This is a genomic window from Corynebacterium sp. HMSC034E11, assembly GCF_001835905.1.
Classification (GTDB): domain Bacteria; phylum Actinomycetota; class Actinomycetes; order Mycobacteriales; family Mycobacteriaceae; genus Corynebacterium; species Corynebacterium coyleae.
Window position 1 is genome coordinate 56740 of sequence record NZ_KV826394.1, and the last position, 14921, is coordinate 71660.

A 14921-nucleotide genomic window follows, 5' to 3' on the forward strand; every position below is an offset into this window, starting at 1 on the left:
TGTGACTAACCCACTCCGTTCCCCTGAGGACAAGCGGCTGCCCAAGATCGCCGGACCTTCCGGCATGGTTATCTTCGGTGTGACCGGCGATCTGGCCCGCAAAAAGCTTCTTCCCGCGATCTATGATCTAGCGAATCGCGGTCTGCTCCCCGGCGGGTTCACGCTCGTCGGCTACGGGCGGAGGGACTGGACACAGGCTGATTTTCAGGCCTATGTCCGTGAAGCAATCGATGCGGGCGCGCGCACTAGCTTTCACGAGAATGTGTGGCAGCGCCTCGCTGAAGGTCTTCAGTTTGTCAAGGGCAACTTTGATGACGACGACGCCTTCGACGCCCTTGCGGCCACGTTGAAACGCAGCGACGCGGAACGCGGCACTGCTGGCAACTGGGCGTACTACCTGTCGGTACCTCCCGATTTTTTCGCGGATGTGATCCACCAACTTGATCGCAGTGGTATGGCCCACGCAGGTGAAGGCGAGTGGCGGCGCGTGATCATCGAGAAGCCATTTGGGCACAACGCGCAGTCAGCGCACCAGCTCAACGAGGTGGTAGGCGCCGTGTTCGACGAGCGCTCCGTGTTCCGCATCGACCATTATCTGGGCAAAGAAACCGTCCAAAATATTTTGGCCCTGCGCTTTTCTAACCAGCTCTTCGAGCCCGTGTGGAACTCGCACTACATCGACCATGTGCAGATCACCATGGCCGAGGACATCGGCCTCGGTGGTCGGGCGAGCTACTACGACGGCATCGGCGCAGCGCGCGATGTTATCCAGAACCACCTGATTCAACTGCTCGCGTTGGTTGCCATGGAGGAGCCGACATCGTTCTCGCCACGGCAGCTGCGCGCGGAGAAGCTTAAGGTGCTTCGTGCCACCACCGCTGTCGGCCCGTTCTCTGAGACGACGGCACGCGGCCAGTACACCGCGGGTTGGCAGGGCTCTGAACGCGTCGTAGGGCTGCGGGAGGAAGACGGATTCGATCCGAATTCGACAACTGAGACGTACGCAGCATGCACGCTAGAAATCGCGTCGCGACGTTGGGCTGGTGTGCCGTTTTATCTGCGCACCGGCAAGCGCCTAGGCCGACGGGTGACCGAAATCGCGCTTGTCTTCAAACAACCCCCGTACCAGCCGTTTACAGAAGGCCAGACGGATTTGCTGACCAACAACGCAGTGGTCATCCGCGTCCAGCCCGACGAAGGTGTTCTCATGCGCTTCGGTTCGAAGGTCCCTGGTGCGGGTATGGAGCTTCGGGACGTGAACATGGATTTCCACTACTCGGAGGCGTTCACGGAACAGTCCCCAGAGGCGTACGAGCGTCTCATCCTTGATGCGCTGCTTGACGAGTCCAGCCTGTTCCCCACTAACGCCGAGGTGGAGCGCAGTTGGCAGATTCTGGATCCGGTGTTGGACTACTGGGCGGAACATGGCGCCCCTGAAGACTATGAGGCAGGCACCTGGGGTCCTGCGTCCGCTGATGAGATGCTTGCCCGCGAGGGCCGGGCGTGGCGTCGTCCGTAACGGAACGGAAAGGGTTCGACGTATGATCATCGATCTTCCTAACACCACCACGAAACTGATTGAGACGTCACTCGCACGCGTGCGCGAGAGCCATTCGCTAGCTACCGGTCGCGTCCTGACGCTTTTGGTTGCGGTAGATGAAGACAGCGAGCTTCTCGACGACACCTTGTCCACCCTCCGGGACGCCTCTTTCGAGCACCCAGCACGTGTACTCGTGCTGGTCTCCGGCGACCCGGCTAAGGAATCGCGTCTCGACGCTCAAGTGATGGTTGCGTCTAACGCAGGCGCCTCCGAGGTCGTCGTGATGCATCTGCGCGGGGAATTGACGCAGCACCTCGGTGCGGTGGTGACACCCCTTCTGCTTCCCGACACCCCCGTTGTCTCATATTGGCCAGGCGCTGCTCCAAAACGGCCCGCCGAAGATCAGTTGGGACACATTGCGCAACGTCGCATTACCAACATTCGTGGTGCGAGCCGCGATGGATCGCTCGCGGAGTTGGCGGCAGGCTATACGCCCGGCGATTCCGATATGTTGTGGTCTCAAATCACTCCCTGGAGGGGAATTCTCGCTTCGGCGCTTGACCGGTTCCCTGAGCACACAATCACGGGTGCAGAGGTCGCCGGTGCTCCTGGAGACCCCAGCGTGGATCTTGCGGCCGGCTGGCTCGCTGACAGCCTCGATGTGGAGGTAACACGTTGCGATGAGCATATCTCCGGCTTCCCCATCGCCCACACCATCATCCACACTGACGGCGGCGATGTTGAAGTCGTTGCTGAGGGTGAGTACACGGTACGCATTTCGGTACCAGACATGGCTGACTCGCGCGTCGCAATGGGTGAGCGCACTGACGCCGAATGTCTTGCCGAAGAACTTCGCCACCTCGGTCCCGATGCCATCTACGGCAACGCTTTGAACGGCTTAGGAAAGGTACGACACGCATGATTTACCCGAATCTCGAAGCTCTTATCGACGACACCGCCGCCGACGTTGCGGCCGTCATCCGCGACGCTCAGCGCTCAGGCGACGGCCGCGCTCGAGTGGTACTGACCGGCGGAACCGCGGGCATCGCTCTCCTGCGACGTCTGCGCACCGAAGCGATCGACTGGGCAAACGTAGACGTGTTTTTCGGCGATGAACGCAACGTACCGGTAGACCACCCCGAGTCCAACGAGGGCCAGGCCCGGGAGGCGTTGCTTGACCATGTCGACATACCCGAAGCGAACATCCACGGCTACGGGTTGGACGGTGGGCCCATGGATGCCGCGGTAGCGCGTTATGAAGCAGCCTTAGCGAAGTTTGCGCCGGATGGCTTCGACCTCCACTTGCTCGGTATGGGCGGCGAGGGTCACATCAACTCACTGTTCCCTCACACCAGCGCCGTGCGCGAACATGATGCCATGGTCGTCGCGGTTACTGACTCCCCCAAGCCGCCAGCCGAGCGGGCGACCCTGACCCTGCCTGCGGTCCAGTCAGCCGACCGTGTGTGGTTGCTCGTTTCCGGCGCTGAGAAAGCCGAGGCTGCCTCCCACGCAGGTGACGGTGTTACGGCAGCTCAGGATTGGCCGGTCGCCGGCGCAGTTGGGCGTAAAGAAACGGTCCTGCGCATCACCGAGGATGCAGCAGGACCGTTGAACTAATTCGCTGTTAGGACGCGAACGTCTGGATCAGGTTCAGACCGATGATGCAGGCGATCCAGATGATCGCCATCAGCACGGTCACGCGGTCCAGGTTGCGCTCCACGGTGGTGGAGCCGGACAGGTTCGCCTGAACGCCGCCACCGAAGAGGCTGGACAGACCGCCGCCCTTGCCTTTGTGCAGCAAGACGAACACGGTCATGAGGATCGCCGAAATCACCAGCACGATCTCGAGAGCAAGAGCCATCTGCGATACCTTTCCAAATCACATTGGTGCAAACTCTGTTGAGCCTACACCACTCTCTGGTGGGAACTTACATCGACGCGTTCGCGGCAGCGGCGGCAAGCTTCGCAAACTCCTGGCCATCCAGGGAGGCACCGCCGACGAGTCCACCGTCGACGTCGGGCTGGCCCACGATCTCTGCGACGGTGTCCGTTTTCACCGAACCGCCGTAGAGGATGCGGACCTGCTCGGCTGCGTCGTCGCCCGCAAGCTCACGGACAAGTTCACGGATGCCGTGGCAGACCTCTTGGGCGTCCGCGGCGGAGGCCACCTTGCCAGTACCGATTGCCCAGACGGGCTCGTAGGCGATGACGGCCTTGGACGCATCCACACCAGCTAACGACTCACGCGTTTGCTTGACCACGAAGTCGAGGTGGTCGCCCGCCTCGCGGACCTCGAGTGGCTCGCCGACGCAGACGATTGGCGTGATGCCGTGTTCAAGGGCCTTCTTCGCCTTGGCAGCGACCTGCTCATTGGTTTCGCCGTGGTATTCGCGACGCTCCGAGTGTCCGACGACCACCCAGGTGCAGCCGAGCTTCTCCAGCATCGCGGCAGAAATGTCGCCGGTGTACGCGCCGTTGTCGTGCTCAGACACGTCCTGCGCGCCGTAGGTGATCTGGAGCTTGTCGCCTTCCACCAACGTCTGGATTGAACGAAGGTCTGTGAACGGGACGGTCAGGGCGATATCGACTACCTCGTAACCATCCTTCGGGAACGCGAAGACAAGCTTCTGCGCGCTCTGGATCGCCTCAAGGTGATCGTGGTTCATCTTCCAGTTGCCCGCGATGAGTGGTGTACGTGCCATGGATAGACCTCCTTACTGCAGAACAGAAACGCCAGGCAGGTCCTTACCCTCAATCAATTCGAGGGAAGCGCCACCGCCGGTCGAAATGTGGGAGAAGCCCTCTTCGTCGAGGCCCAGAGTGCGCACGGATGCCGCCGAGTCGCCGCCGCCGACAACCGTGAAGGAACCGTTGTCCTTCGTCGCTGCGATCATTGCCTCAGCCACTGCCTTGGTGCCGTCGGCGAAGTTCGGGAACTCAAACACACCCATGGGGCCGTTCCAGAACACCGTCTTGGAGCCCTTGATTGCCTCGGCGTAGTTCTTTGCGGTCTCCGGTCCGATATCCAGGCCCATCCAGCCATCCGGAATCTCATCCAGGCCGACGACCTTCTTCTCGGTGTCCTTGTCAAAGCCAGCACCCGCAGCGACATCAACCGGCAGAAGCAGCTTCTCGCCGAAACGTGCGATGAGCTCCTTGCAGGTATCGATCATGTCGTCCTGCAGCAGCGACTTCTGCACGTTGTGGCCCTGGGCCGCAAGGAAGGTGAAGCACATGCCACCACCGATGATGATCTTGTCTGCCTTCTCTGCAAGCGCCTCGATCACACCGAGCTTGTCGGACACCTTCGAGCCACCGAGCACCACAATGTAGGGGTTCTCCGGCTTGTCCTTGACCGCAGACAGGATCTCTACTTCCTTATCGACGAGGAAGCCCGCGTACGCCGGCAGCTTCTTCGCAACGTCGTACACGGACGCCTGGGCACGGTGCACAACGCCGAAACCGTCAGAGACGAACGCGCCGTTGTCAGCCGCCAACGCAGCGAGCTCAGCTGCGAACTCCGCGCGCTCCGCCTCGTCCTTTGAAGTCTCGCGCGGATCGAAACGGACGTTCTCCAGGAGCAGAATCTCGCCCTCGGTCAGGCCGTTGGCACGCTCGTGGGCGTCCTCGCCACTGACGTCGCCTGCCAGCGGGACAAACTGCCCGAGACGTTCCGACAGTGCCTCTGCAACCGGTGCGAGAGAAAACTTCGGGTTCACCTCGCCCTTCGGGCGGCCGAGGTGTGCCATAACGATGACCTTCGCGCCGCCGTCGAGAAGCGCCTTCAGCGTAGGCAGCGACGCGTCAATGCGACCGGCATCGGTGATGTTGCCGTTCTCGTCGAGCGGAACGTTGAAGTCGGAACGAACGAGGACGTGGCGGCCGTCGACGCCTTCGTCGAGAAGCTGCTGCAAGTTCTTAGTCAAGGGGTCTCTCCTTTTAGTTCGGTGAACGCATCCCATCGTATGAAAAACGGGTCCGCCGCGCTGGAAGCGCCACGGACCCGGGGGTGCCATAACTTAGAGCTTGTCCGCAACCAGCTTGGTCAGACGGATGTACTGGGCGGTGTAAGACCACTCGTTGTCGTACCACGAGATGATCTTGACTAGGTTGCCGTCGATGACGCGAGTCATGCCAGCGTCGAAGATAGCGCCGTGCGGGTCACCGATGATGTCGGAAGAGACAATCGGGTCCTCGGTGTACTTCAGCGCCTGGCCGAACTCGCTGTCCTCCACAGCCTTCTTCACTGCCGCATTGACCTCCTCGACAGTGACATCCTTGCCCAGGGTCACGGTGAGGTCGGTGGCGGAACCGGTGATGGTCGGCACACGCATTGCGAAGCCATCGAGCTTGCCCTCAAGGCTCGGGAGCACGAGCGCCACAGCCTTAGCTGCACCGGTGGTCGTCGGAACGATGTTCTGCGCTGCCGCGCGGGCGCGACGCAGGTCCTTGTGCGGAGCATCCTGGATCCGCTGGTCACCTGTGTAAGCGTGGATGGTGGTCATCAGGCCACGCTCGATACCGAACGCCTCGTCGAGGACCTTCGCAACCGGCGCGAGCGAGTTCGTGGTGCACGATGCCGCGGAGATGATGTTCTCCTCGCCCGTGTAGTCGGCGTGGTTCACGCCCCACACGTAGGTGCCGTCAACTTCCTTGCCCGGTGCGGAGATGATGACCTTCTTCGCGCCAGCATCAATGTGTGCCTGAGCCTCCGGCCCCTTGCGGAATACGCCGGTGCACTCCAGCACAATGTCAACATCCAAGTCACCCCAGGCGAGGTTTGCCGGGTCCTTCTCAGCGGAGACCTCAATACGGCGGCCATCGATAGAGATCGAGTGGTCGTCGTACTCGATGTCGTGCTTGAACTGGCCGTAGGCCGTGTCGTACTTCAGCAAGTGTGCGAGAGTCTCATTGTTCGTCAAGTCATTGATCTTGACGACCTCGAGCTCGCCCTTGTACTCGTCCTCGATGATGCGGAGCGCGGAACGTCCGATACGACCGAAACCGTTAATGCCAATGCGCGTAGTCACTGTATTTTCTCCTCGATGGTTGTAGAAAACCTCGTACGCAAGCCAGTGTATCTGCGCCTCTCACAGCCTGCAGGGCGCAAATTCGCCCCAAGGCCCCCTCCCCACAACCAGGGGGAACATTCCCCCGCCGTGCCGATTCCGAATGTGGTTTCCCACACCACGACACCTCAGCACCCCCACTCCCCCTGGGGAAATACCGCCCGCTCAGGGCACCTCATGTACCCCGCAGGCAACTGTGATTCCGAACACCTTCTGGACGTTAATCTGAATTCACAGGATTCGGAGCCGTTTCCACTCCGTGTGTGTCCGGGATCCCCATCTCGGCTGCTCGACGGTCAGCGAGCGACAGCAGTCGTCGAATACGTCCTGCAACGGCGTCCTTGGTCATCTGCGGGTCAGCCAAACGACCAAGTTCCTCGAGTGAAGCATGACGGTGTTCCACGCGGAGGTAGCCCGCTTCTGCAAGGTGCTCAGGAACATCGTCGCCAAGAATGTCCATCGCACGCTCCACCCGTGCTGCAGCAGCTGCTGCAGCCTGCGCCGAACGGCGCGTATTGGCGTCATCGAAGGTAGCCAAGCGGTTGTTTACCTTCGCTGTCACAGCCTTCGCCGCGCGCTTGCGGTCCCACTCCAGGCGGGTCAGTGGTGCCCCCATACGACTCAGCAGGATTCCGATGGTCTCGCCGTCGCGGATAGTCACTCGCTCCACACCTCGGGTTTCACGGGTCTTCGCGGTCACCGACAGACGACGGGCCAACCCAACGAGTGCGAGCGCAGCTTCCTGGCCCGGGCACGCCACTTCAAGGGTCGCGGTACGGCCAGGCTCCATCAGCTTTCCTCGCGCGAGAAACGCGCCACGCCAAGCTGCCTCAACGCCGGCCATTGATCCTGAAATCACCTGTCGCGGCATACCAACCACCGGGTGACCAGACGCTGTCACAAGCTTCAGCCGGCGGATGACATCAGCCACGTCACGTTCCACCCGAACGACATACGTGGTGTCTTTACTGCCTTGGACAGGGGGTACGGTCTCGATGGCAGGCTGGACTGCGCAGAGTTCTTGAATGGATTCCGCGAGCCTCACCGCCACCGGCTTCTCGCCGAATTCTGCGACGATGGCCAGACCGTTATCGGAAGGCTGGATCGAGCCGGCGAAACGAATAAGCGCGGTGGCTTCCGCCGCCCGAGCCTCGGTGGTACCACAAGATACGGCGAGTAGCTCTTCTTTCACCTTGCCCGTAAGCGCCAATGTTTCCGTCCTTTCATCGCCCCCTTTAACCCGGAGCAGTCTAGCTTGCAGCTGTTAGCTGCTCGTCGAGAGGTCCTTGAGCGCAGCAGCAAGCTTCAACGGATCATGAAGGTTGCGCTTCACACCATCGTCGCCTTCGACGCGTAAGGAGCGGTACTCGACGTCCGCGCCGAGCCGTTCCGCCGCACGGCGGACGTTTTCACGTTCACCGTGCGTAGTCACCATGTCACTGTCCGCCAGGAAGCAATCAACCCGCAGGTTGGGGGCGTGTTGCGCAAAGACATGGATATGACGCTCGGTGGTAAACCCATGGGTCTCCCCTGCTTCTGGGGAGAGGTTAAGTACCACAACCACCTTCGCTTCGGTCTCGTTCAGCGCATCGCGCACTTGAGGCACCAACAGGTGCGGGATCACAGAGGAAAACCACGAACCAGGCCCAATGGTGACCAGATCCGCGTCCATAATCGCCTGGATGGCGTCCCGGCTCGCTGGCGGTTCGGACGGAGTCAGCCGCACACGGCGCACAGTGCCCGGTGTCGTCGCAACGGCGACTTGGCCGTGTACAGAGCGCAGCACCCGTGGGTCGTCGTCAAGCCCTGCAACATCAGCTTCAATGTCGAGGGGTTGTGGGCTCACTGGAATGACTCGTCCCTGGGAGCCGGTCCATTTGCCAACCTGGTCCAGCGCCGCTTGTGTGTCACCAAGGCGCTCCGCAAGTCCGGCGATGATCAAGTTTCCCAAGGCGTGTCCAGCCATTGCGCCATGCCCACCGAAGCGGTGCTGGAGCGTGTCGCGCCACATCGCGCCGTCCCCGCTGTCGTCGGTAAGCGCTGCCAGCGCCATGCGGAGATCTCCCGGAGGAACAATCTCCATCTCGCGACGCAGGCGGCCCGACGAGCCGCCGTCATCGGCAACTGTCACCACAGCGTTAATACGAGCTGCGCCGGCAACGCGCGCGGCCGTGAGCGTCTGGTAGAGCCCATGCCCTCCCCCGAGGCATGTGTACGTCATCGCCGCGGGATCAGTCGCGCGCATTAGTGCTTCTCCAAATCACGGTGGATGACATTGACATCAACTTGGCCCTGCTGTCGCAGTCGCCTCCCGATCGCTTCTGCGACCGCAACCGAGCGGTGGTGCCCACCTGTGCAGCCAACGCCCACAGTGATGAAGTCCTTACCTTCGTGGCGGTAGCCCTTCAACGTGCTCGACAACAGATCAACGAAATGATCCACGTATTCCTTCGCACCATCCTGCGACAGGACATAGTCTGCTACAGGTGCGTCGATACCGCGGAAGTCGCGCAGCTCCTCAACCCAGTATGGGTTGGGTAGGAATCGCACATCAATGATCAGATCAGCGTCACGTGGCGAACCATGCTTGAATCCGAAAGACTCAATAGTGACGTGTTGACGCTCCACCGGCAGCTCGCCGACCGATGCCTCAACAGCGCGGCGTAGGTCGTGCACAGACAAATTGGACGTGTCGATGATGACATCTGCGGCCGAACGGATGCCTTCCATTTCCTCGCGTTCGCGATCGATGCCGTCCTGCAAGGTACCATCGCCCTGCAGCGGGTGCGTGCGCCGCACGGAGTCGAATCGGCGGATCAGCACATCGTCACGCGCCTCAAGAAACAGCACGAACGGTGAGTAACCACGTCGACGGAGCCCCTCAAGGGTGTCGGCCAATGAACCGTTGAACCGGTCTGCGCGCACGTCCGACACGACCGCCAGCCGTTCCACTGGGGAATCGTCCGCTGCTGCAAGGTCCACAAGCTCCAGAATTAACTGGGGTGGCAGATTCTGTGAAACGAAGAAACCTTTGTCCTCGAATACTTTCGCTGCGGTGGACAATCCGCCACCGGACAAGCCGGTGATGATCACCGGACGCCAACTGGCGGAACGCAAATCGTGTGGCAATGCTTGAGCAGAAGCTGTGGACATGGCGCTCATCCTAACGAAGCGCAGCGAGCCGCGTCGCGGTTCCGCAAAAGCTGCCACAAAACCAGCCTCACAACCAGCTACGTATGAAGGTGCTCGTAGATCGTCGCGGCGAGTTTCGGACCGACGCCTTTAACCTCCTGGATCTCCTCGATAGAAGCCTCTTTGATCTTCTTCACCGAGCCAAAGTGCTTCACCAAATCGGTTCTCCGCGCGGGGCCTAGTCCCGGGACTGCGTCGAGGGCGGACGCTCGCATGCGCTTCGAGCGTTGCTGGCGGTGGTAGGTGATGGCGAACCGGTGGGCCTCATCACGCACCTGCTGGAGCAGATACATGCCTTCGGAGTTTCGCGGCAGGATCACCGGCTCGTCGTCGTCTGGCACCCACACTTCCTCGAGGCGTTTGGCCAATCCGATGAGTTGTACATCGACGATGCCGAGGTCGTCGAACACAGCCTGTGCGGCATTAACCTGGGGTTTGCCGCCGTCGACGATGAACAACTGGGGAGGGTAAGCGAAGCGTTTCGCACCGGTCGATTCGTCGGCCTCGTCCTCGAAGGTCTGCGCCTCAGCGACCTCATCAGGGTTGGCGAGTTTGTCCTCGTTGTAGCGCTTGAAGCGCCGGCGTGTGACCTCGGCGATGGACCCGACGTCGTCGGATCGACCATCGCCGGCTGCTTCCTTGATGCGGTATCGACGGTAGTCGTTCTTTTTGGGCAAACCGTCCTCGAACACCACGAGGGAGGCTACAACGTCGGTGCCTTGGATGTGGGAAATATCGGTGCATTCAATACGCAGCGGCGCTTCGTCCATCCCGAGCGCGTCCTGGATATCTTGCAGGGCCTGCGATCGTGCGGTCAGGTCACCGACCCGCTTCAACTTGTGCTGGTGGAGCGCTTCGGCGGCGTTTTTGTGCACTGTTTCCATCAGTGCGCGCTTGTCCCCACGCTGCGGCACGCGAAGGTCCACAGGCCCGCCACGTAGTTCTTCGAGCAGTTGGGTCACTTCCGGCAGTTCCGCGGGCAGCGTCTCGACGAGAATCTCACGCGGCACCGGCATCGGTGCCGCCGCTTGCGCACGTGACTCCTGATCTACGCCTCGGCGACGAACCTTCTGCGCTTCGATCTTGCGATCCTCTTCACGCTCCTGCTTCACTCGCTCGACCGCATCCGAGTAGTACTGGACCAAGAAGTTCTGCATCAACGTTGGCAACGTTGGGTCGGTCTGGCCTTCCTCCAGACGTTCTGCTGCTCCGGGCTCATCGCCCGTTTTTTCCACGACCCAGCCCCGCTGTGCACGGATGCGTCCATCACGGACGTTGAAGATCTGCACCGCCGCTTCAAGCTCGTCGGTGTCAAAGGCGATGATGTCCGCGTCGGTGTCTTGGCTGAGGACGACCGTCTGGCGCTCCATTACCTTTTCGACGGCACCGAGGTCGTCGCGAAGCCGCGCCGCCTTTTCAAACTCGAGGTTTTCCGCGGCCTCCTCCATCTGTGCGGTGATGCCACGGACAAGCTTCTCGGAGCGACCTGCCATGAAGCCAAGGAAGCCCTGGACGATCTCGTCGTACTCGGCTTCGTCGACACGACCGACGCAGGGTGCCGCACACTTGTCGATGTACCCAAGCAAGCAAGGGCGTCCAAGGGATTCGTGACGGTTAAACACACCGTTGGAACACGTCCGAATCGGGAACACGCGCGTGAGCAGATCGAGGGTCTCGCGCACCGCCCACGCATGCGAGTACGGGCCGAAATAGCGTACGCCCTTACGTTTGGGGCCACGGTAGAAGAACGCGCGCGGGTAGCGTTCGCGCACGCTGACGGCAAGCATTGGGTATGTCTTGTCGTCGCGGTACATGACGTTAAACCATGGGTCGAAGCGCTTGATCCATGTGTATTCGAGCTGGAGCGCCTCTACCTCGGATGCGACAACGGTCCATTCGACTGAAGCGCCGGTGTAGACCATCTGCCGGGTCCGCGGGTGCAGAGTCTCCGGTGGCTGAAAGTAGTTGCTCAGGCGCGCACGAAGATTTTTGGCTTTGCCAACGTAGATGACACGCCCGTCGCGGTCCCGGAACTTATACACGCCCGGATCGGTTGGGATCGTTCCGGGCGCTGGGCGGTAAGACTGGGGGTCAGCCAAGGGTTAATCCTTAGGCATGTATTTGGCTTCGAGCTTGCGGAATTGCTCGACAGCCTGAATCGCGCGCTCTTTATCGCCTGATTGGATCGCCCACAGGGTGACGTACTCGAATTCCGGAAGTTCGAGTCGCGCCATGCGGGAGCCCTTGGGAAAGCTCAAACCGTAAATGACGGTCCAGGGGTAGAAACGGGTGCCGATGATGTTGGCCACCTGGACACCGTCTTCGTTCGCACGCACCCGAGGGCGAGTCAGTGCGATCCAGGACAGGACGGAAATAATCAGGCCAACGCCAACGAACGCGAACTTATCCACGCTGGTAATCGCGATGCCCGAGAACTGCGCGTCCACGGCCCACGCCATGAAGAAATGCACGGCCATGACAAGGATGATCCAGCCGATCGCCACGGTTCGCAGGTACCTCGACGAAATCTCAAGCTCCCACGGCTTCGTCGAGGTGTTGGCGTGCGGATCAAGCGCAGTCAGGTAAGCAGCTTCCTGCTCGTTCGTTATGTGTGTGCCTGCTGGTTGATCAGTCACTTCCGCACTCCTTGTCAACTTGAAAACGCTCTTGCTTCTCGACGACTCCGTGCCGCGCTAGCTCCGGCTACTTTAACCCTTTAGCGGCAAAGCGCGAACTTTCTGCAGTTCAACTAAGGCTCCAGCGGCCGCACGCATCGCTTCGGCGCCTTTGTCTTCTTTCGCGTCTTCCCCACCGGCACGCTCGTAAGCCTGGTCTTCTTCTTCAACCGTGAGCACGCCGTTGCCTACCGGCGTTTCCTCATCCAATGCAATACGGGTGAGGCCAGCGGTGACAGAGTCGCAAACGTAATCAAAGTGGGCAGTTTCGCCACGGATGACGCAGCCGAGGGCCACTACCGCGTCGTAGCGCTTTGCGCATGCCTGCACCACAACTGGCAACTCCAACGCGCCTGCTACCGCATATTCATCGACTTTAACGCCCAGTTCTCGGGCCTCATCTCGTGCGCCAGCGCGCAGCATCTCGACGATCTTTTCATTCCAGCGGGTGTAAACGACGGCGACGGTAAGCCCCTCCGCTTGCAGGGAATAGTCCTCGGGTGCTCCAGTAGCTGCCACTGGTGGGTCTCCTTGATACCTAGTTGGTGTGGTGTTGTGGGTGTTGTGTGTTGTGTTCTTCAGCCCAACCGAGAATGCCGGGCAGGTCGTGTCCCATCCTGTCGCGCTTCGTCCGCAAATAGGCGATGTTGTCGTGGTTAGGAACCACTTCGATCCTACTGCGGTGAGCAACCTTGGGGATCAGACCGGCAAAGGCATCGACTTTTTGGGGATTGTTGGTCATCAGATCGACCGAACCGATACCCAGGTCTGCAAGGATGTCGCTTGCTGCGGAATAGTCGCGTGCGTCGACTGGCAGGCCTTGTTCAAGGTTTGCATCAACGGTGTCGAGCCCGTCGTCCTGTAAACGGTAGGCGCGCAGCTTGGCGAGTAACCCGATTCCGCGTCCCTCATGTCCACGCAAGTAGACGATAACGCCGCGGCCTTCCTGCTGAATGCGGCGCATTGATTCCTGAAGCTGCGGACCACAGTCACAACGCCGGGAGCCAAACACATCGCCGGTGAGACATTCCGAATGCACGCGGACGAGAACGTCCTCGGCGTCGCGCAGTGCATCAAGTTCCCCCGCGATCAGCGCAACATGCTCGGTCTCAGTCAACGTATCCAGGTAGCCAACCGCAGTGAATTCACCGAACTCCGTTGGTAAACGAGTAGCAGTGCTGCGTTCGACAAATCGTTCATGCTGGCGACGGTACGCAGCGAGCTGCTCGATCGAAATCATCGGAAGCCCGTGCGTATTCGCGAACCTGCGGAGCTCGTCGAATCGAGCCATGTCTGCAGGGTCATCTTCAGAAACGATCTCGCACAGTGCGCCGACGGGGGCCTTACCCGCAAGCGTTGCAAGGTCTACCGCTGCCTCCGTGTGTCCGTCCCGGACAAGCACTCCCCCGTCACGCGCCCGCAGGGGCACAACGTGTCCGGGCCTCGTAAACGACTCTGGGGTCGCGGAATCGTCGGCAAGCAATGCGATCGTCGTGGCGCGCGAACGTGCGGAAATACCGGTGGTGCCGGTTGCTGCATCAACGGTCACGGCGTAGGCAGTCCCGTGCAGGTCCTGGTTTTGCGCAACCATCGGGGGCAGATCGAGGGCCGTGGCCCGTTCGTCCGACATGGACACGCAAATGTAGCCAGAGGTGTACCTCACCATAAACGCCACCAACTCCGGCGTGGCGTCTTGTGCAGCGAAGATGAGATCGCCCTCGTTTTCGCGATCCTCACTGTCCACGACGACGACTGCTTTGCCCTCGCGGATGGCGGCAATCGCCTCCTCCACAGTGTCCAATTCGGTGGTGTGATTACCGGCGCTACCGGCGGATGCTGTCATACCGTTCAACCCTAGCCCTGCACCATTTTCTCAACGTACTTGGCCACGATATCCACCTCAAGGTTCACCGGATCACCGACCGTAAGGTCACCAGCAGTGGTATCGCGCAGCGTGGTGGGGATCAGCGACACCTCGAAAAAATCGTCTCCAACCGCGGAAACCGTCAGCGACGTTCCGTTGACCGTAATGGATCCTTTCTCCACCACATACCGACCAAGATTCGCGGGCAGAGTGAAGCGCACTACCTCCCAGTGCTGCGAAGGCGTGCGAGAGACAACCTCGGCGACACCATCGACGTGGCCCTGCACGATATGTCCGCCCATGCGCTGACCAGCAGCCAACGCGCGCTCTAGGTTGACCTTGCTCCCCTCGCTATAGGTGCCGAGACGCGAGCGATCCAGCGTTTCGCGCATCACGTCAGCGGTGAATACGCCAGCAACGTTGTCAACCACCGTCAGACACACGCCGTCGACCGCGATGGAGTCCCCCGGTGATGCATCCTCGGTGACCTTCGGCGCACGTACCGCGATCCGAACGGCATCCTCGAGTTGCTCAAGCGTGTCGACGACACCAATCTCCTCAACGAGTCCCGTAAACACAGT

Annotated in this window: 15 protein-coding genes; 3 read left to right on the forward strand and 12 right to left on the reverse strand. The window is 60.7% G+C overall.

Translation table 11 applies throughout. From position 1 onward, the window contains the following. Nucleotide 1: 1 nt before the first annotated feature. Genes zwf through pgl form a run of 3 tightly spaced genes read left to right on the forward strand, consistent with a single transcriptional unit; the run spans nt 2 to nt 3157 of the window. Nucleotides 2–1519: a glucose-6-phosphate dehydrogenase gene (gene zwf / locus HMPREF2690_RS04255; protein WP_070423129.1), complete on the forward strand. Its 1518-nt coding sequence runs from the start codon at nt 2–4 to the stop codon at nt 1517–1519. Between the two features lie 22 nt (nt 1520–1541). Further along, nucleotides 1542–2462, forward strand: a complete 921-nt coding sequence (locus tag HMPREF2690_RS04260; RefSeq protein ID WP_070451416.1) for a glucose-6-phosphate dehydrogenase assembly protein OpcA — start codon at nt 1542–1544, stop codon at nt 2460–2462. Next, the gene (gene pgl, locus HMPREF2690_RS04265) at nt 2459–3157 is read left to right on the forward strand and encodes a 6-phosphogluconolactonase (RefSeq protein ID WP_070820269.1); all 699 of its coding nucleotides are present in this window, start codon (nt 2459–2461) and stop codon (nt 3155–3157) included. Before HMPREF2690_RS04260 ends, pgl begins: the two co-directional genes overlap by 4 nt. A 7-nt stretch (nt 3158–3164) precedes the next feature. On the opposite strand, the gene secG is transcribed toward pgl, so the two are convergent. The 12 genes from secG to HMPREF2690_RS04325 form a co-directional block, all read right to left on the reverse strand. After that, a complete protein-coding gene (secG, locus tag HMPREF2690_RS04270) occupies nt 3165–3401 on the reverse strand; it encodes a preprotein translocase subunit SecG (protein ID WP_070423126.1) in 237 nt (78 codons plus the stop codon). Between the two features lie 67 nt (nt 3402–3468). Next, complete coding sequence (gene tpiA / locus HMPREF2690_RS12375) at nt 3469–4242, reverse strand: triose-phosphate isomerase (RefSeq protein ID WP_070820270.1); 774 nt, start codon at nt 4240–4242, stop codon at nt 3469–3471. Nucleotides 4243–4254: 12 nt separating this feature from the next. Beyond that, a complete protein-coding gene (gene pgk, locus HMPREF2690_RS12380) occupies nt 4255–5466 on the reverse strand; it encodes a phosphoglycerate kinase (protein WP_371325711.1) in 1212 nt (403 codons plus the stop codon). A 93-nt stretch (nt 5467–5559) separates the two neighbouring features. Then, the gene (gene gap / locus HMPREF2690_RS04285) at nt 5560–6570 is read right to left on the reverse strand and encodes a type I glyceraldehyde-3-phosphate dehydrogenase (protein ID WP_070423123.1); all 1011 of its coding nucleotides are present in this window, start codon (nt 6568–6570) and stop codon (nt 5560–5562) included. A gap of 259 nt (nt 6571–6829) precedes the next feature. Beyond that, nucleotides 6830–7819 (reverse strand): DNA-binding protein WhiA, encoded by a 990-nt coding sequence (gene whiA, locus HMPREF2690_RS04290; protein ID WP_070423122.1) that lies wholly within the window; start codon nt 7817–7819, stop codon nt 6830–6832. A gap of 54 nt (nt 7820–7873) precedes the next feature. Continuing rightward, entirely contained in the window at nt 7874–8854 is a 981-nt protein-coding gene (gene yvcK, locus HMPREF2690_RS04295) for a gluconeogenesis factor YvcK family protein (RefSeq protein ID WP_070451408.1), read from the reverse strand. Then, nucleotides 8854–9762 (reverse strand): RNase adapter RapZ, encoded by a 909-nt coding sequence (gene rapZ / locus HMPREF2690_RS04300; protein WP_070423120.1) that lies wholly within the window; start codon nt 9760–9762, stop codon nt 8854–8856. Before rapZ ends, yvcK begins: the two co-directional genes overlap by 1 nt. Before the next feature lie 77 nt (nt 9763–9839). Then, nucleotides 9840–11900 carry an excinuclease ABC subunit UvrC gene (gene uvrC, locus HMPREF2690_RS04305; RefSeq protein WP_070451404.1) on the reverse strand — a complete coding sequence of 687 codons (2061 nt, stop codon included), beginning with the start codon at nt 11898–11900 and terminating at the stop codon, nt 9840–9842. A gap of 3 nt (nt 11901–11903) precedes the next feature. Continuing rightward, entirely contained in the window at nt 11904–12437 is a 534-nt protein-coding gene (locus tag HMPREF2690_RS04310) for a PH domain-containing protein (protein ID WP_244268731.1), read from the reverse strand. Nucleotides 12438–12509: 72 nt separating this feature from the next. Continuing rightward, on the reverse strand, nt 12510–12995 hold the full coding sequence (ribH, locus tag HMPREF2690_RS04315; protein ID WP_070423117.1) for a 6,7-dimethyl-8-ribityllumazine synthase: 486 nt from the start codon (nt 12993–12995) through the stop codon (nt 12510–12512). A gap of 19 nt (nt 12996–13014) precedes the next feature. Beyond that, nucleotides 13015–14319, reverse strand: coding sequence for a bifunctional 3,4-dihydroxy-2-butanone-4-phosphate synthase/GTP cyclohydrolase II (locus HMPREF2690_RS04320; RefSeq protein ID WP_070451594.1), 1305 nt, complete (start codon nt 14317–14319; stop codon nt 13015–13017). A gap of 11 nt (nt 14320–14330) precedes the next feature. Continuing rightward, nucleotides 14331–14918, reverse strand: a complete 588-nt coding sequence (locus HMPREF2690_RS04325) for a riboflavin synthase (protein ID WP_070423115.1) — start codon at nt 14916–14918, stop codon at nt 14331–14333. Between the last annotated feature and the right edge of the window lie 3 nt (nt 14919–14921).